The 25,565-nt window shown below is 48.4% G+C and carries 20 protein-coding genes and 1 pseudogene; 20 read left to right on the top strand and 1 reads right to left on the bottom strand.

Features of this window, described 5'->3' with window-relative positions; genetic code table 11:
• The first annotated feature begins 12 nt into the window (after nucleotides 1-12).
• The 11 genes from RCO25_RS18750 to RCO25_RS18700 all read left to right on the top strand — a co-directional run bounded on the left by RCO25_RS18750 (nucleotide 13) and on the right by RCO25_RS18700 (nucleotide 14,173).
• The gene (locus tag RCO25_RS18750) at nucleotides 13-1,974 is read left to right on the top strand and encodes a DHH family phosphoesterase (RefSeq protein ID WP_308997660.1); all 1,962 of its coding nucleotides are present in this window, start codon (nucleotides 13-15) and stop codon (nucleotides 1,972-1,974) included.
• A complete protein-coding gene (gene rplI, locus RCO25_RS18745; RefSeq protein ID WP_308997659.1) occupies nucleotides 1,971-2,414 on the top strand; it encodes a 50S ribosomal protein L9 in 444 nt (147 codons plus the stop codon). Before RCO25_RS18750 ends, rplI begins: the two co-directional genes overlap by 4 nt.
• An 87-nt stretch (nucleotides 2,415-2,501) precedes the next feature.
• Nucleotides 2,502-3,863: a replicative DNA helicase gene (dnaB, locus tag RCO25_RS18740; RefSeq protein WP_054025738.1), complete on the top strand. Its 1,362-nt coding sequence runs from the start codon at nucleotides 2,502-2,504 to the stop codon at nucleotides 3,861-3,863.
• Nucleotides 3,864-4,061: 198 nt separating this feature from the next.
• Nucleotides 4,062-5,348, top strand: a complete 1,287-nt coding sequence (locus tag RCO25_RS18735; RefSeq protein ID WP_308997658.1) for an adenylosuccinate synthase — start codon at nucleotides 4,062-4,064, stop codon at nucleotides 5,346-5,348.
• Nucleotides 5,349-5,739: 391 nt separating this feature from the next.
• Entirely contained in the window at nucleotides 5,740-6,411 is a 672-nt protein-coding gene (locus RCO25_RS18730) for a hypothetical protein (protein ID WP_308997657.1), read from the top strand.
• Nucleotides 6,412-6,552: 141 nt separating this feature from the next.
• Nucleotides 6,553-8,127, top strand: a complete 1,575-nt coding sequence (locus tag RCO25_RS18725) for a peptidoglycan DD-metalloendopeptidase family protein (RefSeq protein ID WP_308997656.1) — start codon at nucleotides 6,553-6,555, stop codon at nucleotides 8,125-8,127.
• Nucleotides 8,128-8,491: 364 nt separating this feature from the next.
• Nucleotides 8,492-9,244 carry a response regulator YycF gene (gene yycF, locus RCO25_RS18720; protein ID WP_308997655.1) on the top strand — a complete coding sequence of 251 codons (753 nt, stop codon included), beginning with the start codon at nucleotides 8,492-8,494 and terminating at the stop codon, nucleotides 9,242-9,244.
• Between the two features lies 1 nt (nucleotide 9,245).
• Nucleotides 9,246-11,096, top strand: coding sequence for a cell wall metabolism sensor histidine kinase WalK (gene walK / locus RCO25_RS18715; RefSeq protein ID WP_308997654.1), 1,851 nt, complete (start codon nucleotides 9,246-9,248; stop codon nucleotides 11,094-11,096).
• On the top strand, nucleotides 11,093-12,547 hold the full coding sequence (locus tag RCO25_RS18710) for a YycH family regulatory protein (RefSeq protein WP_308997653.1): 1,455 nt from the start codon (nucleotides 11,093-11,095) through the stop codon (nucleotides 12,545-12,547). The genes walK and RCO25_RS18710 overlap by 4 nt, the downstream gene beginning before the upstream one ends.
• A 31-nt stretch (nucleotides 12,548-12,578) precedes the next feature.
• Nucleotides 12,579-13,334 (top strand): two-component system regulatory protein YycI, encoded by a 756-nt coding sequence (gene yycI / locus RCO25_RS18705; protein WP_308997652.1) that lies wholly within the window; start codon nucleotides 12,579-12,581, stop codon nucleotides 13,332-13,334.
• Nucleotides 13,335-13,366: 32 nt separating this feature from the next.
• The gene (locus tag RCO25_RS18700; protein ID WP_308997651.1) at nucleotides 13,367-14,173 is read left to right on the top strand and encodes an MBL fold metallo-hydrolase; all 807 of its coding nucleotides are present in this window, start codon (nucleotides 13,367-13,369) and stop codon (nucleotides 14,171-14,173) included.
• Here the strand turns inward: RCO25_RS18700 and RCO25_RS18695 are convergent.
• Nucleotides 14,142-14,363 carry a hypothetical protein gene (locus RCO25_RS18695; RefSeq protein WP_308997650.1) on the bottom strand — a complete coding sequence of 74 codons (222 nt, stop codon included), beginning with the start codon at nucleotides 14,361-14,363 and terminating at the stop codon, nucleotides 14,142-14,144. The two genes, RCO25_RS18700 and RCO25_RS18695, sit on opposite strands and share 32 nt — an antisense overlap.
• Nucleotides 14,364-14,523: 160 nt before the next feature.
• On the opposite strand from RCO25_RS18695, the gene RCO25_RS18690 reads away from it, so the two are divergent.
• From RCO25_RS18690 to RCO25_RS18650, 9 genes and pseudogenes are all read left to right on the top strand, one after another.
• Nucleotides 14,524-15,876, top strand: a complete 1,353-nt coding sequence (locus RCO25_RS18690) for a S1C family serine protease (RefSeq protein ID WP_308997649.1) — start codon at nucleotides 14,524-14,526, stop codon at nucleotides 15,874-15,876.
• A 246-nt stretch (nucleotides 15,877-16,122) separates the two neighbouring features.
• On the top strand, nucleotides 16,123-16,290 hold the full coding sequence (locus RCO25_RS18685) for a CxxH/CxxC protein (protein WP_183563336.1): 168 nt from the start codon (nucleotides 16,123-16,125) through the stop codon (nucleotides 16,288-16,290).
• 219 nt (nucleotides 16,291-16,509) lie between these two features.
• Entirely contained in the window at nucleotides 16,510-16,989 is a 480-nt protein-coding gene (rlmH, locus tag RCO25_RS18680; protein WP_308997648.1) for a 23S rRNA (pseudouridine(1915)-N(3))-methyltransferase RlmH, read from the top strand.
• 242 nt (nucleotides 16,990-17,231) lie between these two features.
• Nucleotides 17,232-17,351, top strand: a pseudogene (locus tag RCO25_RS18675) (MerR family DNA-binding transcriptional regulator); the annotation flags it as partial.
• A 433-nt stretch (nucleotides 17,352-17,784) separates the two neighbouring features.
• Entirely contained in the window at nucleotides 17,785-18,690 is a 906-nt protein-coding gene (locus RCO25_RS18670; protein WP_308997702.1) for an ABC transporter permease, read from the top strand.
• Nucleotides 18,691-18,708: 18 nt separating this feature from the next.
• A complete protein-coding gene (locus tag RCO25_RS18665) occupies nucleotides 18,709-19,599 on the top strand; it encodes a carbohydrate ABC transporter permease (RefSeq protein WP_308997647.1) in 891 nt (296 codons plus the stop codon).
• Between the two features lie 44 nt (nucleotides 19,600-19,643).
• The gene (locus RCO25_RS18660; protein ID WP_308997646.1) at nucleotides 19,644-22,094 is read left to right on the top strand and encodes a glycoside hydrolase family 3 N-terminal domain-containing protein; all 2,451 of its coding nucleotides are present in this window, start codon (nucleotides 19,644-19,646) and stop codon (nucleotides 22,092-22,094) included.
• A gap of 95 nt (nucleotides 22,095-22,189) precedes the next feature.
• Nucleotides 22,190-23,935: a sensor histidine kinase gene (locus tag RCO25_RS18655; protein WP_308997645.1), complete on the top strand. Its 1,746-nt coding sequence runs from the start codon at nucleotides 22,190-22,192 to the stop codon at nucleotides 23,933-23,935.
• A 16-nt stretch (nucleotides 23,936-23,951) separates the two neighbouring features.
• The gene (locus tag RCO25_RS18650; protein ID WP_308997644.1) at nucleotides 23,952-25,556 is read left to right on the top strand and encodes a response regulator; all 1,605 of its coding nucleotides are present in this window, start codon (nucleotides 23,952-23,954) and stop codon (nucleotides 25,554-25,556) included.
• The last annotated feature ends 9 nt before the right edge of the window (nucleotides 25,557-25,565 follow it).

The raw sequence follows: 25,565 nt of genomic DNA, 5'->3' as shown, positions 1-25,565 counted from the left end.
AGCGGATAGGAAATGCCGAAGTTTTTGGTTACACGTTGGCATGGCATGCATCAGGTATGGTCGTTTGTACTGATGGTGCTTATGTCGGTGACGCTTGCCTGGTTCGAGTGGCTGTTAGGCCTGCTCGGACTGCTGTTCACCGGCGGTGTTTTATTTTATACGGTAATGGCGGAAAAAGCCTTTCGCAAAGACCTTAAATCGTATTTGGGCACGTTGTCTTATCGAGTAAAGAAAGCGGGCAACGATGTTGTCAGCGAGCTTCCTTTCGGAATTATTTTATATAATGAGGATCGAATCGTAGAATGGCACAATCCTTATATTGCAGGCATGGCGAATCGGGAAACGGTCATCGGCATGCCGCTTGCGGAGCTCTTTCCGTCCCTGCAGCAGGTGAAGGAGCGGGAGGGTACCATTGAAGCAACGGTAGGTTCCCAAGTATACCAACTGATCTTCAAACCGAAGGAACGCATTCTATATGTCAAAAACATTACGGATCTTTGGCAGCTTGGCCGAAAATACGAAGATGAGAAGCTTGTTCTCGGCGTTGTGATGATCGATAATCTAGAGGAAGTTACACAGGGCCTGGATGATCACCAGCGCAGCTCGATGCTGGCGAAGGTCACCACGGAAATTACCGAATGGGCGCAAAAATTTCAAATTTATTTGAAAAGGCTCACCTCGGACCGCTTTCTTTTGGTGACCGATCAGCGAACGCTCAAACAGCTTGAACAGTCACGATTTGTCGTTCTTGACGAGGTAAGGGAGATTACCGGTGACCATAAAATCCCGGTTACGCTCAGTATCGGATTCGCGGCGGGGGCTGGGCATATTACCGAGCTTGGCCAGTGGGCGCATACAAGCCTTGATATCGCGCTCGGGCGCGGCGGTGATCAGGCCGCAGTTAAGGTCGGAAGCCGGCAATCCTTTTACGGTGGCAAGTCGAATGCAGTGGAGAAGCGGACACGCGTACGCGCGCGGGTCGTTGCCCATGCGCTTCGCGATCTGATTAAAGAGAGCCACAATGTGGTCATCATGGGGCATAAGATGCCCGATATGGATGCCATCGGAGCAGCGATCGGCGTGATGAAGGCTGCGCAGCTATTCGGCAAGGAAGCCTATATCGTGCTGGAGGGCGTTAACCCCGCCATTCAGAAAATGATGGAGCTTATCCGGGAAGACGAGAAGCTGTCTAAGCGGTTTGTTTCACCGGAGCAGGCATCCGCATTGATTACCCCGCAGACATTGGCTGTGGTTGTGGATACCCATAAGGTATCCATGGTGAAGGAGCCAAAGCTGCTTACGCAGACTGAGCGTATCGTCGTTGTCGACCATCATCGCCGCAGTGAGGAATTTATCGCTAATGCCATCTTAGTCTATATGGAGCCTTATGCTTCTTCGACTTGCGAGCTTGTTACAGAGCTGCTTCAGTATATTCATGACCGTGTCGTGCTTGATGTCAGGGAATCAACGGCACTCCTTGCCGGCATTACGGTCGATACCAAGAGCTTTTCACTTCGTACGGGAGCGAGAACGTTCGAGGCTGCATCATTCCTGCGCCGAAATGGCGCCGATTCGATGATGATTCAGCGGATGCTGAAGGAAGACCTTGAGGAATATGTGCGCAAGGCGGAAATTATCAAGCATGCCGAGGTGCTTTATGAGCATGTGGCTATTGCAGTAACAGAAACCGGTCGTAAATATTCGCAGCTGCTCATCGCCCAATCAGCGGATACGCTGCTGAATATGACGGATATCCTTGCTTCCTTCGTTATTGGGGAGCGGGCAGACGGTCTCATTGGCATTAGCGCTCGTTCGCTTGGCCATATGAACGTACAGGTTGTCATGGAAAGAATGGGCGGAGGCGGTCATTTGACGAATGCTGCCGCACAGCTTGAGGGGTCCGTAGTCGAAGTAGCAGAACGTCTAAAGAAGGTTTTGGACGAAATTGAAACGGAAGAGGGGTTATTTGAATGAAAGTGATCTTTTTGCAGGATGTTAAAGGACAAGGGAAGAAAGGGCAAGTGAAGGATCTTTCCGAAGGGTATGTACGTAATTTTCTATTGCCGCAAGGACTGGCGAAGCTGGCATCGGACGGCAACCTGAAGACGCTTGAGGTACAGCATGCTTCCGAACAGAAGCGTAAGGAAAAGGAAAAAGAAGACGCGCAGGCGCTTGGCAAGAAGATGGAAGAAATGACTGTCGTAATCAAGACGAAGGCTGGCGAGGGCGGAAGATTGTTTGGCGCCATCACGAGCAAGCAAATCGGCGAAGCATTGGCAGCGCAGGGCATTAAGATCGATAAACGCAAAATCGAGCTGGAGGATCCAATCCGTACGCTTGGCGTCACGCAGGTTACCGTAAAGCTGCACCCTGAAGTAAAAGCAAAGCTGAGCGTTCAGGCGGCTGAAGAATAGAAAGCGATTAGGCTTGTGAAGCAGCATTGCTACGCAAGCCTTCGCTTATGCTTAAGAAGCAAGTTTTTGTTTACGAAGGAGGTTCCCATGAGTACTGAGCTGATGTTTGACCGTGTTCCACCGCAAAACCTAGAGGCTGAACAAGCTGTCATCGGAGCTATATTGCTGCAATCGGAAGCGCTCATCACAGCGATGGAGCGGGTGCGCAGCGAAGACTTCTATAGCGGTCCTCATAGACAAATTTATGAAGCGATGGTCGAGATTGCCGAGAACAATCAACCGGTCGATCTCGTGACCTTGACCGCGCATTTGCAGGATCAGCATCTGCTTGAAGAAATCGGTGGAGTCAGCTATTTAGCGAAGTTGGCCAACTCGGTTCCAACGGCAGCTAACGTTGACTACTACGCACAAATCGTTGAAGAAAAATCAATGCTTAGGCGCTTGATCCGCACCGCAACGAACATCGTATCCGACGGTTACGCCAACTCGGAGGATGTAGGCGTCCTGCTTGGGGATGCCGAGAAGAAAATTCTTGAAATATCGAACCGACGCTCAGGCAGCGGGTTCATCTCCATTAGGGATGTGTTAATGGAGGTATTCGAGAAGGTTGAGCAGCTGTATCAGGATAAAGGAGGCACGACGGGTATTCCGTCGGGCTTTACCGATCTAGACCGAATGACAGCCGGCTTCCAACGAAGCGACTTGATTATCGTTGCTGCCCGTCCTTCCGTAGGTAAAACAGCATTCGCGCTTAACGTTGCGCAAAATGTCGGCGTTCGCGCCCGGGAGACGGTGGCTATCTTCAGTCTGGAGATGTCAGCGGCTCAACTGGTTCAACGTATGATCTGTGCCGAAGCGAATGTTGATGCACAGCGCATGCGTACAGGCCATCTGGAAGGCGATGATTGGGAAAAGCTGACGATGGCGATCGGCTCCTTGTCGGAAGCACAAATTTTTATTGATGATACACCGGGGATTACGGTAGCTGAGATTCGTGCCAAATGCCGTCGCCTGAAGAAGGAAAAGGGGCTTGGCATGATTATGATCGATTACTTGCAGCTCATCTCCGGCCGCGGTAAAGCGGGCGAGAACAGGCAGCAGGAGGTATCCGAGATTTCACGGACGCTGAAGCAAATCGCACGTGAGCTTGAGGTACCGGTCATTGCACTTTCGCAGCTTAGCCGGGGTGTTGAGCAGCGGCAGGATAAACGCCCGATGATGTCCGATCTTCGGGAATCGGGTTCGATTGAGCAAGATGCTGATATCGTGTCCTTCCTTTACCGGGATGACTATTACGATAAAGAGTCCGAGAAAAAAGATATTATCGAGATCATCATTGCCAAGCAGCGGAATGGGCCGGTAGGTACGGTCGAGCTCGTATTTCTCAAAAAATACAATAAATTCGTTAGCATTGACCGTGCGCATCAGGATCCGATGCAGGCATCTTGAATTTCCGAACAATTGCATGGGTAACTATGCAATTGTTCGTTTTTAGTTTGACTTCTCGCAGATGGACTGCTACACTATTAATGCTGTCTTTTGACTTGTATCACGATGCGATTGAATCCTTTAAATAAAGGAAATCTCGTGCTGCAGCATTTGAACGGTAATTTTCGGTGCTTATAAACACCGGACGGGGGTATAATTATGTCTACGGTTGTTGTTGTTGGTACACAGTGGGGAGACGAAGGTAAAGGCAAAATCACTGATTACTTGGCAGAGGGAGCCGACGTCGTCGCTCGTTACCAAGGAGGAAACAATGCCGGACACACGATCCTTATTGATAACAAAAAGTATAAATTGACGATGATTCCATCGGGTATTTTCAATCATAATAAAACTTGCGTCATCGGTAACGGAATGGTTATTAATCCGGAAGCGCTGATTGACGAAATTAACTATATCCATGATAACGGCTTCTCGACGGACAACTTGAAGATCAGTGACCGCGCGCATGTTATCATGCCTTACCACCTCGTGCTTGACGGGCTTGAAGAAGACCGTAAAGGCGATAACAAAATCGGTACGACACGCAAAGGGATCGGCCCTTGCTACATGGATAAAGCAGCGCGCAACGGTATCCGTATCGCTGATTTAATGGATGCAGAGGAATTCGAAGCAAGAGTTCGCAGCATCATTATCGAGAAAAACCAATTGATCGAGCAAGTATACGGCGGGTCGCATTTAGATGCGGATTCCATCGTGCGCGACTACCTTGGTTATGCGGAAATTTTGCGTAAATACGTAACGGATACATCGGTAGTTCTTAACGACGCTATTGATGCAGGACAGAAGGTATTGTTCGAAGGCGCTCAAGGCGTAATGCTTGATATTGACCAAGGAACATACCCATACGTTACGTCTTCTAACCCGTCTGCTGGCGGTGTATGTATCGGTTCTGGCGTGGGTCCATCGAAAATCAAACAAGTTATCGGTGTTGCAAAAGCTTACACGACTCGCGTAGGCGATGGTCCTTTCCCAACGGAGCAGGATAATGAAATTGGCCAATTGATTCGTGACAAAGGTCATGAATACGGCACAGTAACAGGTCGTCCTCGCCGTGTAGGCTGGTTCGATACGGTCGTGGTTCGCCATGCGCGCCGTGTCAGCGGAATTACCGGTCTTTCCCTTAACTCGCTAGACGTTCTTACAGGCCTTGAAACCGTGAAAATTTGCACAGGCTACAAATTACGCGGCGAAGTGATTGAAACGTACCCTGCAAGCCTGAAAATGGTTTCTGAGTGTGAAGCAGTTTACGAAGAACACCCAGGCTGGTCAGAGGATATTTCAGGCGCGAAAACGCTTGATGATCTTCCAGTCAACACACGCAACTATTTGAACCGTGTTTCTGAGCTTACCGGTATTCCAATTGCGATCTTCTCTGTTGGCCGTAACCGTGAGCAAACGAATCCCGTTCGTCCAATTTACGAATAGAATCTTTATTGAAAAAGGATGGCTCATTGGAGCTATCCTTTTTTTTGTTTCCTGCTTAGACAGATTGACCGTGCAGCAGGCTGATATTAGCAGGCAAAGAGGCAGACAGTACAGTAGCATGCAGTTGACGCTGTTTTGCAAGAATGGCTGTCAGCCTGTGATCAGGCTGCTGCTTTTCTTGTCCAGATTACTCGTTTTCAAATCATTCTCCCTCTTAGCCTAAACAGATAGATTGCACAGATGAGGCCCAAAACATGCAGACAATGGGAATATAATGCGGTGGAAGAGAATGTCTGCCCCTAATCTTGACCATAATGGTATATAACAGATTATGGTAACTACAGCTGATATTTTCCGTGGTAGAGGCTGTGGGACGAAGGGATTGTTGCTTATGTTAAAACGAGTGGGATGGCTGGCTAAGCTGGTTGCCTCAGGGCTGATTTTAAGCTTTTTGTGTATTTGGACAACGGGATATATTGTCACAAGCTATGTCGAAACGATATTAAAGCAATTCAATTTGCCGCTTGAGGTGCCGCCAATGGCCATGTCGGGTGTATGGGGTAAGCTTTGGGGTGCAGATCCGCTGGTTACAACCGATACGGCAGTGAAGGAAGAAATAAAAACGACTGACGAAAAAGAGCAGCAAACCAATGCGGAAGAGACCAGCCAAAGCGACCCTCCGGCCTCGGTAGACGCTTTTAGCCAGGCACCCGATCCTCCGCTTACCGATATCGGAATCGGCGGCGGCACCCAGGCGGGCAGCAGTGCTGCACCTGAGGATACCGGGAACGTAGAAGAAGGAACCTCGGGAGCAGAGGGTACCGAAACGGCGATGACGACAGAGGAATTAACGGAAGTAAAGGAACAAATGAGCGATGCCGACAAGGATGAGCTATTTGGACTATTAATGAGTAAATTGCCCCAGGAATCGTGGCAAACCATCTCTCAATATATCGAAAATGGGCTGACGGAACAAGAATTGACAGCGATTCAACAGATCATGGCACAGCATCTCGACAAGACGGAATATACCCAAATGATGGACATTCTGAAGAAATATTAATATTTTGAATGTTGTGTAAAGGTTGCCCCAATTGTTGGGCATATGTTAAAGTATTAGGCGAGCGATCCGACGGGATAATTCGCCTTTTTTTATTGTCGGAAGCCGGAAAAATAGTAGCATAAGCGCGAAAAGGAGACAATCATGACCGATTTCAGGGACCAAGGTCGGATTCAGAAGGTATGGAATCAAACGATCCAGTACTTTCGGCATGACCGATCGCAACACTTGAATGGCAAGACACAGCAACAACCCGTAAGCGATAAGGTCAAAACGCCATTTTGGCGCAAGAAACCGGTTCAGCTAGCGGGCGGAGCTCTCGTACTCCTCACAGTAGCTGGATTTAGCGGAATCCAATATGTCCAAGCAAACACAGTCGAATTTTATAACGTATATATGAATGGCACAGCAGTTGGAACCGTGAATGATCCACAGGAAGTAGAGCAGCTCGTTCTGCTGGAAACCGAAGTGGTTCAGCAAGCCAATCCTGGAATTAACATGGTGCTGGATACTGGAACAATAACATACGAAGCGGATCATGCTTTTAAAGGAACACCGGATACGGATGGTACGTTGGACAAGCTTGAAGGCTTGTTTGCTTCCCATGCGGTTGGTGTCGAAGTAAAGGTTGATGGTAAAGTCGTTGGGATTGTGAAGGATCAGCAGACAGCGGATGAGGTTTTATTGCGTGTGCAGAGTAAGTTTGCACCCGAGCTTGCCGCAGCGAAGAAAGATACAAAGGAAGTCAAATCTCTCTCCTTTGACGCCAGCAAAACCGCTGCTCCAGCGGCGGAGACTAAGCCGGCATCCAAGACACCTGGCCGCGAGGTCACCGAGGTTGAGTTCATTGAGGCAGTTATGACCGAGTCTATTGATACGGATCCCGAGCAGATCATGGAAGCGGAATCGATTTATAAGATGCTCGTGCAAGGCAGTATTCAGCCTACCAAATACACGGTACAAGCTGGAGACTGCGTAGGCTGTATCGCACAGAAGTTTGACATTTCCCCAGAGGTTATTTATAAGAACAACGCATGGATTAAGGATGATAAGATTACGATCGGCGACGTGCTTGATTTGACGGTGCTTCAGCCTGAGCTTACGGTGAAGACGACGGAAAACCAGGTGGAGATTGAAACCATCGAGCCGCCAGTTGAAATTAGGAAAAATGAGGATATGCGCGTAGGTGAGTCCAAGACATTATCTGAAGGAGCGTCAGGCTCGAAACGATTAACGTATCGCATCGTCAAGCAGAACGGTTATGTGGTCTCCGAAGAGCTTCTTACCAAAGAGGTCATCAAGGTAGCTACTCCGAAAATTGTCGTGCGGGGCACAAAGGTTATTATCGGCGAAGGAACGGGCAACTTTGCATTGCCGGTTTCCGGTTCGCGGCTAACCAGCAAGTTCGGTCAGCGTTGGGGCCGTATGCATAACGGCGTCGATTTAACAGGGAACAAGAACATTCATGCTTCCGATAACGGTATCGTCGAATTCGTCGGAACGAAGCCAGGTCTAGGCAATACGATTATTATCAATCATAAAAACGGTTATACCACGGTTTACGGCCACCTAAGCTCATACAAAACAAAGGTAGGCGCTGTGGTTGAGCAGGGCGACACGATTGGCATTATGGGCAGCACGGGAAATTCCACAGGCGTTCATTTGCATTTTGAAGTGCACAAGAACGGCGTTCTGCAAAATCCGTTAAAGTACTTATAATATATACCCAAATTAGATCAGGAAGAATCACTCTCGCATAAGGCGAAGCGGTTCTTCTTTTTTTGTATAACCCCGCGAAACAACAGCTTTTGCCGCAGAGGACATCGACAGTCATTTACGCTTGTTTGACCAAAGAGTGTCTTATATAAGATTAGAGGAAAAACCTTGCTAACATGAGGGAAGTTTCATTGTGAAGTAAAGGATAACGTGTGTTAAAATAGAAGTTACAAGCGTAAACGGCTGTCGCCGTCTTTTGGAGGTAAAGTTCGTTGCGCGGTGAGATATAAGAAGACAATAAGACGGAAAATTAAAACTTATCAATTCTTGTATTTTTACAAAGGACAAGCGACGGGCGGGTGTGGCGATGCACGGAAAAATATTAGTGGTCGATGACGAACAGCCGATAGCCGATATTATAAAGTTTAATTTAGAGAAGGAAGGGCATCAGGTCATCTGCGCTTTCGATGGCGGAGAAGCGGTGCGCCTTGCGTTTGAAGAGCTTCCGGATTTGATTTTGCTGGACCTCATGCTTCCGGTAAAGGACGGTATGGATGTTTGCCGCGAAGTGCGGGCCAAGCTGCAAATGCCGATTATTATGCTCACAGCCAAGGATACGGAAATTGATAAGGTGCTTGGTCTTGAGCTGGGCGCTGATGATTATGTAACAAAACCGTTCAGTACAAGGGAGCTGCTTGCCCGGGTTAAGGCGCATTTGCGCAGACAGCAGAAGCCGGCGGCGGGAGCAATCGGCGATGAGCATGCGAGTGCGGCAGGCGGGCCTGCTGAGCAGGAACAGCAGGGCTTTAAGCTGTTCAATCTGTTTATCGATACGGATATGTACGTGGTATACAAGGATGGCGAGCCGCTCGACCTGACTCATCGGGAGTACGAGCTCGTTTATTATATGGCTCGCAACAGCGGTAAGGTCATGACGCGCGAGCATTTACTGCAGGCCGTATGGGGATTCGAGTATTTTGGCGATGTGCGGACAGTCGACGTTACGATTAGGAGACTCCGTGAGAAGATCGAAGATGATCCAAGCCGTCCGGAGTACATTATGACCCGGCGCGGTCTCGGCTATATGATGCGCAATTCCAAGTCTGGGGGCTTCGCGTAGGATGAAGGGCAAGAGCTTCTTCCGAACCATTCAAGTTAAGCTGGTCATTATCTATTTGCTGCTTATACTCGTAGCGATGCAGCTGATTGGCGTTTATTTCATCAGCACGGTAAAAAACTCGCTGATCGACAGCTTCACCAAAAATTTAAAGGAGCAGGCCGATATTCTATCGAAGTTTGCTGCTCCGAGCTTAGCGGCTAAGCCGGATACCGAAGGCGATTCATCAGAAAGCACGACGGAGGATCTTAGTCTTGTGGTACGCAATCTGTTCAGTATCAGCGGCGCTGAGGTACAGGTGCTGGACTCGAACGGCAAGATGGTAGCAACTTCTGTCCAGGGCAACCAGTCATATATCGGCCAGAAGAACAAGTCGCTGGCCGTGAGCAGGGCACTCCAAAACATAACCGACAACGAACAAGAAATTATTGATGAAGATAATACGCGCAAGAAGATGATTGCGCAGCCGGTGACGATTAACGACAACAAGGTGGTCGGGGTCGTATATGTCGTAGCGTCTATGAATGAGCTCTATGAAACGGTGAACCGGGTCAATCAAATCTTTTTTTCGGGGACGTTGATAGCGCTGGGACTTACGGGTGTGCTGGGCATTCTGCTGGCACACACCATTACGAGTCCGATTCAGGGTCTGACGCGGCAAGCAGAGGCAATCGCGCAGGGGAAATTCGATCTTCAGGTTCCGGTGCTTGGCGATGATGAAATCGGCAGCCTGAGTGTCGCTTTTAACGATATGACGATTAGGCTGAAGGAAGCGCTGTCGGTTAATGAAGAGGAGAATGAGAAGCTGGCTTCCATTCTATCGAATATGAGCGATGGCGTCGTTGCGGCTGACGAGAACGGCAAGGTCATTGTATGGAACAGGCGGGCACTGGAGCTTCTTGATGTACGCACCTTTGAAGGGCTTTTATTATCTGAGCTTTTCGATTTGTCGGAGCAGCGTTTGGACGAGCTTCAGCAAGGGCGGGGCCAGACACTGCTAATTGAGCGGAATATGGATGAGCAGGATATGAACGTCAGCGACGAGGGACATCTGCGGGCGACTTTTACACCGATTCATCGCCGTGACAAGGGGATAACGGGAACTATTGCGGTACTTCAGGATGTAACGGAGCAAGAGAAGCTGGAGCAATCGCGACGTCAGTTCGTAGCAAACGTATCACATGAGCTGCGTACCCCTCTAACGACAATCAAGAGCTATGCAGAGGCTCTCAATGACGGTGCGCTCGAGGAGCGGGAGCTGTCGGAGCGCTTTGTCGGCGTTATCCGCAACGAGACGGAACGTATGATTAGGCTCGTTACCGATTTGCTGCATCTCTCGCGGCTTGATTCGAATCAAGCACCGCTCCGCCGGCGGCAGACCAATGTGCATGACATGCTGGACGAGGTAGCCGACCGGTTCTCATTCCAGCTTAGACAAAAGTCTATCAAGGCTGCGGTTCGCGTGGATTATGGGCTTGAATCAGCTTGGCTGGATCGTGACCAAATTGACCAAGTGCTAGATAATTTATTTTCCAATGCGATTAAATACACGCTGGACGGCGGCACCATTGAGCTAACGGCGATGACCCCGGCAGATTCGGCATTGCTGGCGATCAGCGTTAAGGATACGGGAATCGGGATCCCTAAAAAGGATTTGGATCGTATTTTTGACCGGTTCTATCGGGTGGATAAGGCACGTTCGCGCAATATGGGCGGTACAGGTCTCGGACTTTCGATTGCCCGGGAAATTGTGAAGGCACATGGCGGTACAATTTCGCTGCATTCCGAGCTTAATGAAGGAACAACGGTTACGTTCACACTCCCGCTGCTGCAGGAAGGGGGTGTGCCGGCATGAGGGAAAAAATAAAGACAACCATGCTTATTGTTCTTGTGGCACTGAGCCTTTTGCAAAGTTATTTGCTGGCTTACAGCATGCCCGGCCTCGGCGCAACGGTGAGAAGCGACCAGGATTACGTCAATTCCGAGCTGATAGGTACGGCAACGAGCGTAGAGAGCGTTATTTTTCCGGAGGAGCTTGTCATTCATTTGGGCGGAAATAAGCATACCGTTATTTATCCAGGCACACAGTTCTACGAGATGATTCTTAATCAGCGTATTCAGGGTAGAGAATTTAAGGGGTTCCAGCGGAGCCCGTCGGATGTGCTGGACTGGGAAGAAATTCGAAAGAATGATATCGGGATCGAGCTGCGGTTCGAAAACGGTATTCCGGTGGAGCTTCTGCAAAAGCTGTTGAAGCTGGAGGGAGATCTGCTGTTTTTGAACGAGACGATTGACCGGATCTGGATATTCAAGACGACCGGTACGGAGGAAATCCGAACCTTCTTCTTTAGTTCAGACGGCGAAATGGTCTACGAATCGGTTCGCGCGGATTTGACGGTACGTGACGTGCAGGATTACGTTGGCTTCGGGCAGTATCAGCCGAAATATTCCATGACGGGTGACGGCCTCTATATCCCGCTTACACCGCTTCAATCAACCGAAATGCTCTTTCCATACGAGACCTACTCGCCGGATTTGATGCAGCGAAGCTTGTTTTTTGATCCAAGCACGACAAGAGCGCTGGAAGACCGAGGTGGCTCACAAATTTACACAGATGGCAAACGTGGCTTGCAGGTTGAGCAAAACGGCAAATGGATCAGCTATACCGATCCGAGTGCGCCGCAAATTACAGAAAACCTGTTAAGCGATAATGTATATGCATCTGTGGACTTTGTAAACCAGCATGGCGGATGGGATGGCGTACACCGGTTCGTGAACGCGGTCTCTGGGGGCGAAGGCAAGGATATCAGGTTCAAGCAGTATGTGGAGCAGTATCCGGTTATTCAGACGCCGCCGTTCCGGTATGGCTATATGAAGCTTACTCTCCAGCAAGGCGTTGTAACGGAATATTCAAGATCGCTCATTACGCTGGGCCCGCAGTCGGAATCCCGAAGCGTGCGGTGGCTGCCGGGTGGCGATGAGCTGCAGGAAATTCTTAAAGCTTACAAAAACCGCAACGAGGTCACTGCCTTGTTCCCGGCTTTGCAAACAGCGCCGGTTGATGAGAAACAGCTCCGGCTCACTCCCGTTTGGGCAGTCCGCTTGAAGGATGGTACGGAAGAAATGCTGACAGCTGCGTATCCGAATGGCTACGAGCCGCCTGATCAGCAGCTGGATTCGTCTGCGCAAGGTTCGGTTGACGGCGGCAGCGCAGATACGGACTCGGCAACAGCAGCGCTCGGAGCGGGAGCAGCGGCATTGTCTGGCAGCGGAGCAAATCAGCGCTTCTTCGGAGATGGGAAATAGCGAGATTATGGACGGTCGGAGGTGAAGGCGGGTGGATTGGGGAAGAGCGAAAACCGTGCTTATTATTTCGTTTTTGCTGCTTAATATATTGCTGGGGTATCAGCTTTGGCTGGATATTAGAGAGCAGCTGAACGTGAACGTTAACACGGCAGAGCTGCCGCAGGATAAGGTGCTGCTTATGCAGCAAAAACGTATTTCGCTTGAAGCCAATCTGCCGCTGGAAACGCCGGAGCTGGGGGATCTACCCTACATTTTGCACTCCGACAGCCGAAAAAACGCAGAGCCGATTATTTTGGACAAGCCGGTAGACAGCACAATTATTTATTCGAAAAAAGAATTATTAAAGACGCTTGGGGATCATATCCCCGAGCTTGACCAATATGAGTTTGATTTGTTGAACAGCAGCGTGGATCAATTTGTCCTCTACCGGGTCGTAGACGGGCGTCCGATGTTTGATGTGAAGCTGATGCTGTATATCAGCGACCAAAAAATCATTTCGTTCCTTCAGGACCGGGTAGAGCTGCTTGGATCCGGCGAAGCGAAGCAGGTATTGCCTGCAGCGAAGGTCGTGGCGAGCTTGATTGAGACCTATTTGCCGGATGGGGCGGTCATTTCTGATATTCAGCTGGGCTATAAAGGTCAGATCTTTGATTCGGAGAAACAAGTATCCGCACCGTCATGGCGTGTCATGCTGGAGGACGGCCATTTATTTTATGTGCATGCGATTAACGGCGAGGTTGCAACGGATGAAGAGCAAGGGGAAGCGGCAGCGAACGGTTTACGTTAACGGGAGCGGGAGAAGGGACAGGAAAGAGCATTATGGGACTTCGATTTACGGTTTTGGGGAGCGGTTCAACCGGCAATGCGACAATTGTTCAAGGAAACGAGAAGATGGTCATTGTCGATGCAGGAATGAGCGCAAAGAAGCTGGATGAGCTCATGCGCGAGCGGGGAGTGGCGGGCCATCAATTGGACGCGCTGTTTGTTACGCATGAGCATTCCGATCATATTAAAGGCTTGGGCGCCTTTGCCCGCAAGTATGATTTACCGATTTATGCAAACGAGGCAACATGGGCCGCAATGGAAAGACATGTCGGCACGATTGCCCCAGAGAAACGCGTATTTATGGAAACGGGCGAAGAAGTAACCTTTGGTTCAATGGCCGTGCAGTCCTATCCAATCTCGCATGATGCGGCTGAGCCTGTTGGCTATTGCTTCGTTGAGAACGGCGAAAAGCTAAGTTTGGCGACCGATCTTGGCTATGTCAGCGAAAAGGTCAAGCGCCACATTATCGACTCGGATGTTCTGGTGCTGGAGGCGAATCATGATACCGAGATGCTGAGGATGGGCCGCTACCCCTGGAATACAAAACGCCGGATATTGAGCGATGTCGGCCATTTATCCAATGTGGCAGCAGGCGAAGCGCTGCTGGAGCTCATGACGGATCGAACGAAACGTGTCTATTTGGCTCACTTGAGCCTTGATCATAACTTAATGGATTTGGCGATGCTGACCGTGAATACTATCTTGGAGGATCACGGAATATTTTATAAGAAAGAGGAGCATCCGCTGCGGGCAACGTACCACGATAAGCCTACGCCATGGGATGAAGTGAAGCGGAAATAACCGATTCCAGCTGGGCATCGAGTGCATCGGCTTTGGCGCTTAGCTCTTCTCTAGTTAGAATGCCCTTATCTATGAATAACTCTAGCATAGCGCTTAAGGTCAGAACGGTACGATAATGGTCATCCTTCAAATCTGCTAGTTTTGCAGCAAGCAGCACATGCTCCCATGCAACGGGGGTTTTCGCTTTCATCTTAGCAACTCTCCTTTGGCGGATCGACTATTTACAAACAAAAAGAAATATTTTTTTTGCAACGTTCGAATCTATTATTATTTTAGTCATTTCTTCCGAAAACATTCCTAGATTGAAAAAAATAGTCTTGATGTCTCAGACATCGAGAGGAGCGATAGTCATGAGCTTATTCGACGACGATTTTTACTCGACCAAAGTTTCCAAGCGTGCAGCTCGCGAGAGTAAGAAGAGAGACTTTGTTTTTCCATATAGAAGCGGCGTGCGTAAATGGTCCAATGTCCGCATTGCGTTCGTATCCTCGATTACAAGCGCGGTTGCCGCTACGTTGTTGTTCGGCGTTGTTTTTGGAGGCGGCGGGGGTACCGGCAATGGCGCAGGTACAGTAGCGACTGCTGGCGGCGTTCAAGCGATTGATCCGCTCGAGCGTCCCATACAAGCTTCCGCGAAAGTAAGGCCGGCCGTCGTAAGCGTCATTAATCAACAGATGTTTGCACTAGGGATCGGCAATGGCGAGGCGCTTCCTGAGGGTTCGGAGGAAAAGGGGACGCTGCGTGAGGTGGGCGTCGGATCTGGCGTCATTATTAGCAAGAAGGATGGCAAAGCGATCATCATAACGAATTATCATGTCATAGACCAGGCGCATACGGTGACGGTCGTTCTTATGAGCGGCGAGGCCCGTGAGGCCCGCGTCGTCGGCAAGGATCAAATTACAGATCTAGCTGTGCTTGAGATTGATGGCAAGGATATAGATGTCGTTGCGGAAATTGGCGATTCATCCGCTTTGCGTCCAGCTGAATATATTATTGCGATCGGTAATCCATTAGGGCTAGGGGAGTCTGTTACAACGGGCAGTGTGAGCAAGATAAAACAAATCGTGCCGGTATCGCTGAATCAGGATGGCGTGTACGACTGGGAGCAAGAGGTTATCCAGATCGACGCTTCCATCAACCAAGGAAATAGCGGCGGGCCGCTTATTGATTTGAACGGACGCGTGGTTGGGATTAACAGCATGAAAATAGCTGATCTCGGCGTTGAAGGAATCGGCTTTGCCATTCCGATTAATCTGGCTATGCCTATAGTGGAATCCTTGATCAAGCTTGGCCATGTACCGCGTCCTTACCTTGGTGTCTATACGATGGATCTGGAGCAGTATTGGGAGCAGCAGGGCTTTGCAGACGCCGGTGAGGGAGAGCTGCCGGATGCTGAAGGCGGAGCGACGGAGGAAGACGCAGAGGGCGTTACGGAAGGGGCTCTGCCAGAGCTTAAACTGCCCGACGAGATCTATGACGGCGTTATCGTACTCGAAGCTGTGGGTCCCGCTAAGGATGCAGGGTTGTTGTTTAACGATGTCATCGTTAAGCTTGATCGGCAGTCGATCGCCAGTACGATGGATCTTCGCAAATATTTGTATGGACAGAAAAAGATTGGTGATGAAATCGAAATTAGCTTTTACCGGGACGGAGAGCTGAAGGTTACGCATTTCAAGCTGGGTGAGAAGGAAGAAGAGGAATAAGCTTTTCTAGATGCTGCAATGTGCGAATGGGCAACCGTTTGGGCACTGCAGCTTTTTTTTGTTTTTGGGTCGAGTGCGAAAATTGTCGTCTTCACATGGGGAGGCGTTTTCTGCTATGCTGTGTATAGATATTTTGGACAGACTGGTAAGACGGAAGCTTAAACAAAAACGTAAAAACAAATGCGCGGGTATGCGCGGTTTAGAGGAAATGGAAGACAATCAACTAGGATAGGAAGCGTGCAGACGATGTATTGTGTATGTAAAGAGCATATGGAAACGGCATTGGACCGATTTGTAGATGAGTATGAGGATGCGCCGGATGTTGTCGATTTAAAGGAAACCCAGTTCGCAGATTGGGATCCGCCGCGGAAATGCGACTTTTGTGTGGAGCCGGCTACTTTTTTGGTGGTTTAGGGAAGATGAAGCGGAATTATGCGTAAAGGCATGAGTGACGTGGAATAATGAGATATAAGAGATGTAGAACAAGGAATAATGAGACATAAGAGATGTAAAACAAAGAATAATGATATATAAATTAATGTAAGACATGGAATAATGACAGATGTAACGGATGTAAAAAATGAACAAATAGGTTAGTAGAATTTTGGAGCCAGCAAAAGGGAAGTGTCAGGTTTGCATATACAGATCGCTGCCGTCGGCAAGCTGAAAGAAAAGTATTTGGTGCTTGGCATAGCGGAATATGCCAAGCGGCTAGGGCCTTACGTGAAGCTTACGCTCACGGAAGTGCCCGATGAGAAAGCGCCGGAGACGATGAGTCCGGCGGAGGAAGCGATTGTGTGCGAGCGAGAGGGCGAGAGGCTTCTAGCGCAGCTGAAGCCTGATGCGCACGTAGTCGCGCTCGCGCTTGAAGGCGAGCTCTGGTCCAGCGAGGATCTCGCGGGCCAGCTCGATAAATTAGCCACGTATGGGCGCAGCCACGTGGCTTTTGTTATTGGCGGGAGCAATGGTCTTGCTCCCGCGGTGTTGAAGCGTTCCCAACAGAAGCTTAGCTTTGGGCGCATGACCTTGCCGCACCAGCTGATGCGTCTGGTGCTGGTGGAGCAGATTTATCGGGCTGTGAAGATAAATCGGGGTGAGCCTTATCACAAGTAGGGTGAAATTTTCAAAAATACTCGAATATACGCTTGGGGATTCCAAGCGTATATTTCTTATAACATGGCATTAACGAGCGCCGAGGCGGAGGTTTAGCCGTTAGATACAATAGCTTGTGTTCAAAATCAGGGGCGCAAAAAAATTCTGGTAGAGCGTCACGATTTCACTTGAACTTTACGTAATGTAATGTTTTACAATAGAGCTACCAATACATAGCTAGCGCCAAAGAATGGAGATGGTTCATGAAGAGACATTGGAAGGTAGGGGATATAGCCAAGCTGACGGGGCTTACCATACGAACCTTGCGGTTTTATGATCAAATCGGGTTGTTCTCTCCGTCGGGACAAACGGAATCCGGCCACGAATTTCGGGTAACGGCTACCTTTGAGGGCTTCGAAGGCCGCACCAGGGTCACCTTCCGTCAGCTTTTCAAGCCACTTATGTGATGACTCTAAAATTGTCGCCGTTCAAGATTCCTGTCGGGATTCGGACGGCGATTTTTATTTTAATAACGGGAGGACGGTGGTGGAGAGCTGGCAGCCTATCTAGGCAAGTTTTTCACCGATACTTCGAAAAGCTCTGCATGAATAATATTTGAAGCATTCCCAATTGTGCCATCCTTGTTTGTTCATAAAAAGTCAGCAAAGTGATAATAGAAAGTCAGTAAACCGTTAGAGACGATTTCGGCAATGCTTTATGATGAATACAGCTGGAACAGAAAGAAGGAACGAGGGGATTTATTTGACAGAAGCGACAGTCACGATTAATAATCGCAAAAAGCCGGCAAAGTTCAAAATGAGGGGATTCAAAAAGTTTATTCCGCTAACACTGATGACGATTCCTGGCTTGCTTTATCTCTTGCTCAATAATTATTTGCCTATGTTCGGAATCGTTATTGCTTTCAAGGATATCAATTTCTCTCAAGGAATATGGGGAAGCGATTGGGCCGGACTCAAAAATTTCGAGTATTTGTTTAAAACTTCGGACGCTTACATCATTACGAGAAATACGATTTTGTACAATGTGGTGTTTATTATTCTAGGGATGTCGCTGGCTATTGGGGTCGCGATTCTCTTGAATGAAATCAAAAATCGGTTCATGTCCAGGTTGTACCAGAGCATTATTTTACTTCCGTTTCTTGTATCTATAGTCATTGTCAGTTATTTGGCTTATGCGGGACTGAGCTTGGAAACTGGTTTTCTAAACAAAACGATACTTCCGCTTTTCGGAATGCAGGATATCAATTGGTATCAGGAATCCAAGTATTGGCCGTACATTCTGACGTTGGTTCATACTTGGAAAGGCATCGGTTTCAACAGCATTATTTTCTTCGCAGCCATCATCGGCATCGATGATGAATATTATGAAGCGGCGAGACTGGACGGGGCCGGCAAATGGAAGCAAATTCGGCATATTACGATGCCGTCGCTGATGCCGACGATTACGATGTTGACATTGCTCAGCATCGGAAAGATCTTCTACTCCGACTTCGGTTTGTTCTACCAGGTGACGATGAATTCAGGAGCTATCTATTCGACGACGAACGTTATCGATACGTATGTGTATCGGGGGTTGATGGGGCTCGGGGACATCGGAATGTCTGCTGCGGCCGGTCTATATCAATCGCTCGTGGGCTTTATTCTCGTCATTGCATCTAATTATTTAGTACGCAAAATCAACAAAGAAAACGCATTGTTCTAATAAGGTGAGGTGACTTCCATGAAAAATGAAAATAAAGCGATGCAGTGGTTCGGACATAGCTTCATGATTTTGCTTTCCTTGGCTTGCGTCATTCCTTTCGTGCTCTTGCTCATTTCCTCCATTACGTCTGAGAACGAAATTGTAAGCAATGGATATTCCTTTTTCCCGCAGGAGCTCAGCATGGAGGCATACAAGTATTTACTGGGAGAAGGCTCGGACATTTTCCGGTCTTATGGCATCACGATTCTGATTACGGTCGTCGGAACGTCGGTCAGTCTTGTGATTACGTCCTTATTGGCTTATCCGATTTCCCGCAAAGATTATCCGCTTCGCAACGTGCTGGCATTTTTCGTCTTTTTCACGCTGCTGTTTAACGGGGGGCTTGTGCCTACCTATATGATCTACTCGCAAATGCTGGATATCAAGAATACGATTTGGGCATTAATAATCCCGGGTTTGCTGATGAACGGCTTTAACATCATGCTGATGCGGACGTACTTTCAAACGTCGATACCGATGGCGGTAATCGAATCCGCGAATATAGACGGAGCAGGGGAAATTAGGACTTTCGCATCGATCGTGCTTCCGCTTTCCATGCCGATTCTGGCGACAGTCGGACTTTTCCAAACGATTGCTTATTGGAACGACTGGATGAACGGCATGGTCTATATAACGGATCCGCAATACTACAGCATTCAAAATTTGCTGAACCGCATATTGCAGGATGCCCAGTTTATGGCAAGCGGCCAGTTTAACAGCTCAGGCGCCAGCGCGTCAACGGAGGCGCTGCCTACTATGACAGTCAAGATGGCGATCGCGGTCATCGGTATTATTCCGATTTTGATCGCTTACCCTTTCTTCCAAAAATATTTCGTGAAAGGGATTACGATCGGAGCTGTAAAAGGATAACCTATGCGCTCTAGTACCCTGACATGGGAGAGGGATAGAAGAAGATGAATGAAGATTCTATCAGATATTTAAATCCAGCGCTTTCTGCGGAGGAAAGAGCGGACGACCTCTTGCGGAGAATGAGTTTGGAAGAAAAAATGGGGCAAATCGTCGGGTATCTGCCGATCAAAGACTCCTTGGAACAACTTGAAAATGACAATCCACAAGGCGTAGGCGAAGTTTCCATGTTGTTTGCCGGCATGTCGGGTGACAAAGATGTTGTCGTTGAGAAAGTCACTCGCATACAGAAGAAGATCATGGAACTGAGCGAGCACCATATTCCCGCTTTATTCCATATGGAGACGTTAACCGGCGCAATGATTCCGGGAGCGACAAGCTTTCCTTCCGGCATCGGGCAAGGATCAACTTGGAATCCGCAATTGCACAAAAAAATGGCGGTAATCGCGAGTAGACAAGCGCGTGCAGTCGGAGCCTCGCACGCATTCGCTCCGGTACTGGATATTTCGCGCGATTCTCGCTTCGGGCGCCAGGGAGAAGCCTATGGGGAAGATCCTGCCTTGGCGTCGGCTATGGCAACAGCTTATGTATCCGGCCTTCAGAACGATGGAGAGCTTAATGAAGGGGTTCTCGCTTGCGCTAAGCATTTTGTAGGTTATCATGCCGCACAGGGAGGCATCCATGCGGCATCGACTTCAATCCCCCCAAGATTGCTGAGGGAAATCTATGCCAAGCCGTTCCAAGCAGCCATTACGAATGCCAACATGAAATCCATTATGAATACTTATAGTTCGATTGATGGTGAGGCTGTGGCAGGATCCTCTAGCATGCTTACCGATCTTCTGCGAGGAGAAATGGGATTCGACGGCCTGACTGTATCCGACTACACATCGATCTTGGAGCAACATACGCGACTAAAAGTCTCGGCGAGCAAAACCGAGGCGGGCGAGCGCTCCCTAAGGGCTGGAATGGATGTGGAATTGCCCTCCAAGGAATGCTATAACGATGAACTGATGATGCGAATAAAGAACGGGATTGTCGAAATGGAAGTCCTTGATCGAGCTGTCCGAAATGTATTGATTGCTAAATTCGAATTAGGTTTGTTTGAAAATCCGTTTGCAAAGTCGAAAGAGGAAATCGAACTTATTTATACAGACCGCAATAATGAGCGGATTGGTCTGGAAATGGCTAGACAATCTCTGATTCTGATGAAAAATAACGGCGTGCTCCCGTTGAAGCGGGCCAAGCAGAAAATTGCCGTGATCGGTCATCACGCTTCTTCAACAAGATCGCTGTTCGGAGGTTATTCCTTCGCTACGTTGGCGGAGAATATGCTGGGTACCGGAAATACGATGGCAGGCGTCGATTTTGAGGAAATATCGAACCTGAGTTTAGACGAGTTTGGTGCAGGCCGAGATCATTTTACGTATCCTGGCAGTCAGGTGAAGGTTGAACTGTCCGCAGTAGAGGGCCAAATGAAGAAGTATTATCCGGGGGTCAATAATTTGTTGGAACAAATTATGCTTGCGTGCCCGGAGGCAGAAGTGACCTACTCTTATGGATATGCCTATGCGGGCAGCGATGCTTCCAAGCATGAAGAAGCCTTGGCAGTCGCGGCGAAAGCCGATCTTGTCGTATTGACTTTAGGCGGCAAGCATGGGTGGGGGATGTCCGCTACGACGGGTGAAGGAGTTGATTCTACCAGCATCCAGCTGCCAGAATGTCAGGAAAGCTTCATCAAGAAGCTTGCGGATCTGAACAAACCGACGGTTGCCGTTCATTTTGACGGCAGACCGATTTCAAGCGACATGACGGATCAGCATATCGATGCTATAATCGAAGCCTGGAATCCGGGACAATATGGCGCGATCGCGATTACCGACGTATTATTCGGAGATTACAACCCGGCAGGGAGGCTGCCTGTATCGGTAGCCTATAATGCCGGGCAGATTCCGATTTTTTATAACCATGATAACGGCTCCAGCTATAACGTAGGAACATCGAGCGATTTGAACGGTTATGTGGATTGTCCGCGTGAACCTAGATATTATTTCGGTCATGGGCTATCCTATACCACATTCGCTTATTCCAATCTGCGTATTAGTCAAGCCGAATATGAGCCCAACGAACAACTAAGAGTCTATGTGGATATTACGAATACAGGGGAGGTATTCGGGGAGGAAGTCGTTCAGCTCTATATTCGGGATTCCTATGCAAGCATGGTACGTCCGGTGAAAGAACTGGCTGGATTCGTCAGAGTTCCGCTGGGGCCGATGGAGAAGAAAACAATTGCTTTCACCATGGAATTGAGTCAATTCGCTTTCCTGGATGCGGATATGAAGTGGAAGATTGAATCCGGCGAAATGGGAGTCATGGTTGGGGCATCCTCCCAGGATGTCCGCGCATCAGGAAACTTTAGCATCGCTTCTGATTTGTTTATCGATGGAAAGACACGAGGGTTTTATGCAGAGGTTGAAGTATTAATCGATAAAGAATAACCGCCCGCGCTATACTATATAAATCAAGTCCATTATGATCAAGCTTTCACGAGCTTGATCATAATGGGCTTTCTTTCCATTAGGAGTGAGGTACGATGAACGCGTCAGATCTGAAAAGGAAGTACTCGTTTAATTCGATCCGGATGAAATTAATATTCGGCGTCGTTATATTAACGTTCCCGTTGATTGCGATATTGATTTATTACAGCGTGTATTCAACGGAGGTCGTTCGCAATCAGGTAGCGGATTCCTATAAGAACATGATGATTCTCTATATGAGCCAGGTGGATAATGCTTTGGAGGACATCGACAAGTATATGAATAACACGATGGTGGCCGATTCCGATTTTGTCTCCTATCAACTGGCGAATACGGATTATGACTATTATTTCAGCAAAATATTAATGTCCAATAAATTATCGAACGATATCGGCATGTTTAAAGCCGTTGATTCCTTTTTCTTATATGCTCCGAAGCGTGACGATCTGATGCGGATCACTCAGGAGAGAAGCACGGTTGAGGAGGAGGAGGCAATCTTCGCCGTTATCAGGCAAACGGCGAATGAGAATACGGATCCTAATCGGTTTAATAAAAAGAATTGGTATGTTCAGAAGATCGAAGATACGTATTACATGATGCACATTTATAAGTCTGGGGATGTCTATTTCGGCGCAGGGATCAAGGCTTACGAGCTGATGGTTCCGTTCAGAACGACTGATTTCGGCGCTAACGGCGGCGCTTTATTCGCGAAGCGAGACGGAATTCCTATGACAAACGTCGATCTTGTCAATCGGAATGAAGTACAGCTGAGATCAGGTATGGAAAATTATTATTTGTCAGGAAATCAAAGTCGTTTTTTGGTCGTTGGAGAATCATCCGCCAAGGGGGATTTCAACCTGGTCGCGCTCGTGCCCGACGAGAAGATTCTAGAAAAGCTGCCCTATTTGCAAATAATCGTAGCGCTTATTGCTCTGGCCTGTCTCATTTCGCTGCCGTTAGGGCTGTATTTGCTGCGTAGAACGGTATTGCTGCCGCTTAACCAATTGATGGCTGCGATGAAGCGTCTTCGAGGCGGGAATTTCGAAGCCCGGATTGAAGCGAAGCGCGCCTCAGATGAATTTATACTCGTGAACGAAACGTTTAACAATATGATGACGCAAATAAAGGAGCTTCGCATTCACGTCTACGAAGAGCAGCTAAGCAAGCAGAAGGAAGAGCTATTGCGGTTGCAGCTGCAAATTAATCCTCACTTTTTCATGAATTCATTGAACGTTCTGTACAATTTGGCCAAGGTGGGAAATGTCGAGTTGATGAAAGGGATGTCACTGTCCCTCATCCGGTATTTCAAGTACATGTTCAGGAGCAATCTGAGCTTTGTGAAGCTGAAAGAAGAGCTCGAACATACGAGAAATTATTTCCGTATTCAGGAGATGCGATATCCGGAAAGTTTAACCTGCGACATCCATGCGCCCGAGTTTCTAATGGACACTAATGTGCCGCCTCTTGTTATTCAAACCTTTGTTGAGAATGCGGTTAAGTATGCGGTTACGCTGGATGAGCCGACTAATATTTCAATCGCCATTGATGTCGTTGAGCTGGGGGGCGCTCCAAGTATGAATATCGTGATCCAAGATTCAGGCAAAGGCTTTCCTGAAGAAGTGCTGACTGTTCTGCAAAAAGGCGAAAGCCTATTCACGGAGGAAGGGGAGCATGTCGGCATATGGAACGTGCAGCGGAGATTGCGGCTGCTGTACGATCATGACGCGCATATCTCTTTCTCCAACGGTTCGCCGCGAGGGGCGGTTATTGAGATCACGATGCCGATTCATTCGAAACTATAAACGGGAGCTGCGAACGATGTACCGACTATTAATCGTCGATGACGAGAAACACATCATTGAAGGCATGAAGTTCGATTTGGATTTGAGCAAAAACGAAATCTCCAAGCTGTATACGGCAAACAATATGCGGCAAGCGATCCAAGTTTTTAACGAGCATCCGATCGATATTATGATTTGCGACATCGAAATGCCGCAGGGCAACGGCTTGGAGCTGTTGACTTGGGTTAGGGAGCATCACCCGGCGACGGAGACGATCTTCTTAACCGCTCACGAGGACTTCAAATATGCCAAGCAGGCGATTCAATTGGGAAGTCTGGAATATTTGATCAAGCCGGCGTTAGTCGACGAGCTGGAAGCGGCGATTGCAAAAGCGAAGCAGAAGATATCCAAGCAAAGCGAGCTTCATCATGTGAATCAGCTGTGGTCGCAAAATCATCCGTTGCTGGTGGAACGGTTCTGGATGGATTTGCTCGATCAAACGATCCCGTCCCATAAGAAGGTCATCCAGGAAGCAGCGGAGCAACGGAATCTCATCTACTCCGAAACGATGACGTTCCTGCCTGTGCTTATTAGCGTTCAGCGCTGGCATAAGCAAGTGAGTATGCGCGATGAAAAAATTTTGGAGTATGCGCTTAAAAATTCAGCGAAAGAAATGATCGTGCAGCAAGTGACGGACGGGCAACTGATTCCGGTAGGCAGAGGGAAAATTCTCGTTATCCTTTATTTCGAAACCTTTAACGAAGAAATCACGGAACATTTGGTTCGCTGCGCCGAAGCTTATATTGCGTCCTGCGCCCAATATTTTTATTGCGATTTATGCTGCTATATCGGAACTGACGGTTATATGCACGAGGTTATGTCTATCGTCCACGACTTGATCGCTCTGGATAACAACAACGTGGCATTTAATAACAAGGTTTTCTCTTTATTCGGGGAATCCGCCTCCTCCGTACAGATTAAATTGCCGGATATGCGAGTTTGGTCAGCCATGTTGAAGAAGGGAACAAAAGAAAAGATAATCGCGGAAGCGACAGAATTTCTGGAAAATTCAGTGCGAACAGAACATTTGGACGCGAACGCGCTGCGTCAATTTTATGAGGATTTCCTTCAGATGACGTATTTTGTGCTGAATCTGAAGGGGATACAAGCCCATCAATTGTATTGCGACGAGGTATCTTTGGCGCTATCCCGGAATGCTACGCGTTCGGTAACGGACCTGATCGCTTGGATTCGGCATACGGTCGAGAAAGCGAAGGATCAAGCGGAGGCGGTGGAAGAAGCGACCTCGGTTATTGAGAGCGTCAAAAAATATATTGCCGCACATTTGGCGCAGCTCGATCTTTCCCGCGAGGAGATGGCAGAGCACGTTTATTTGCATCCCGATTACTTGTCCCGTTTCTTCAAGAAAGAGACGGGCATGTCCATAACCGATTATTTGCTGAATGAAAGAGTGAATATGGCCAAGGAACTGCTGAGCAAGAGCGATATGGCGATCGGAAGTGTCGCATTATCTGTAGGCTATTCGAACTTCTCGCATTTCTCCAAAATGTTCAAGAAAGCCACGAACATGAATCCGAATGATTATCGTCAGCAGAGCCAGAAGGGATTGACGTTCGAATAAAGTCATAAA

The sequence above is a fragment of the Paenibacillus sp. LHD-38 genome (genome assembly GCF_031157315.1).
GTDB lineage: Bacteria > Bacillota > Bacilli > Paenibacillales > Paenibacillaceae > Pristimantibacillus.
This window is presented reverse-complemented; position numbering and strand designations above follow the sequence as displayed.

Bases quoted from the DNA above. Each gene is read 5' to 3' on its own strand.
- RCO25_RS18665 (WP_308997647.1), top strand. From the start codon at position 18,709: ATGAAAAATGAAAATAAAGCGATGCAGTGGTTCGGACATAGCTTCATG.
- RCO25_RS18710 (WP_308997653.1), top strand. From the start codon at position 11,093: ATGAGGGAAAAAATAAAGACAACCATGCTTATTGTTCTTGTGGCACTG.
- RCO25_RS18700 (WP_308997651.1), top strand. From the start codon at position 13,367: ATGGGACTTCGATTTACGGTTTTGGGGAGCGGTTCAACCGGCAATGCG.
- RCO25_RS18655 (WP_308997645.1), top strand. From the start codon at position 22,190: ATGAACGCGTCAGATCTGAAAAGGAAGTACTCGTTTAATTCGATCCGG.
- RCO25_RS18650 (WP_308997644.1), top strand. From the start codon at position 23,952: ATGTACCGACTATTAATCGTCGATGACGAGAAACACATCATTGAAGGC.
- RCO25_RS18695 (WP_308997650.1), bottom strand. From the start codon at position 14,363: ATGAAAGCGAAAACCCCCGTTGCATGGGAGCATGTGCTGCTTGCTGCA.
- RCO25_RS18750 (WP_308997660.1), top strand. From the start codon at position 13: ATGCCGAAGTTTTTGGTTACACGTTGGCATGGCATGCATCAGGTATGG.
- rplI (WP_308997659.1), top strand. From the start codon at position 1,971: ATGAAAGTGATCTTTTTGCAGGATGTTAAAGGACAAGGGAAGAAAGGG.
- RCO25_RS18670 (WP_308997702.1), top strand. From the start codon at position 17,785: ATGAGGGGATTCAAAAAGTTTATTCCGCTAACACTGATGACGATTCCT.
- RCO25_RS18725 (WP_308997656.1), top strand. From the start codon at position 6,553: ATGACCGATTTCAGGGACCAAGGTCGGATTCAGAAGGTATGGAATCAA.
- walK (WP_308997654.1), top strand. From the start codon at position 9,246: ATGAAGGGCAAGAGCTTCTTCCGAACCATTCAAGTTAAGCTGGTCATT.
- yycF (WP_308997655.1), top strand. From the start codon at position 8,492: ATGCACGGAAAAATATTAGTGGTCGATGACGAACAGCCGATAGCCGAT.
- dnaB (WP_054025738.1), top strand. From the start codon at position 2,502: ATGAGTACTGAGCTGATGTTTGACCGTGTTCCACCGCAAAACCTAGAG.
- RCO25_RS18660 (WP_308997646.1), top strand. From the start codon at position 19,644: ATGAATGAAGATTCTATCAGATATTTAAATCCAGCGCTTTCTGCGGAG.
- RCO25_RS18685 (WP_183563336.1), top strand. From the start codon at position 16,123: ATGTATTGTGTATGTAAAGAGCATATGGAAACGGCATTGGACCGATTT.
- RCO25_RS18735 (WP_308997658.1), top strand. From the start codon at position 4,062: ATGTCTACGGTTGTTGTTGTTGGTACACAGTGGGGAGACGAAGGTAAA.
- RCO25_RS18730 (WP_308997657.1), top strand. From the start codon at position 5,740: ATGTTAAAACGAGTGGGATGGCTGGCTAAGCTGGTTGCCTCAGGGCTG.
- RCO25_RS18690 (WP_308997649.1), top strand. From the start codon at position 14,524: ATGAGCTTATTCGACGACGATTTTTACTCGACCAAAGTTTCCAAGCGT.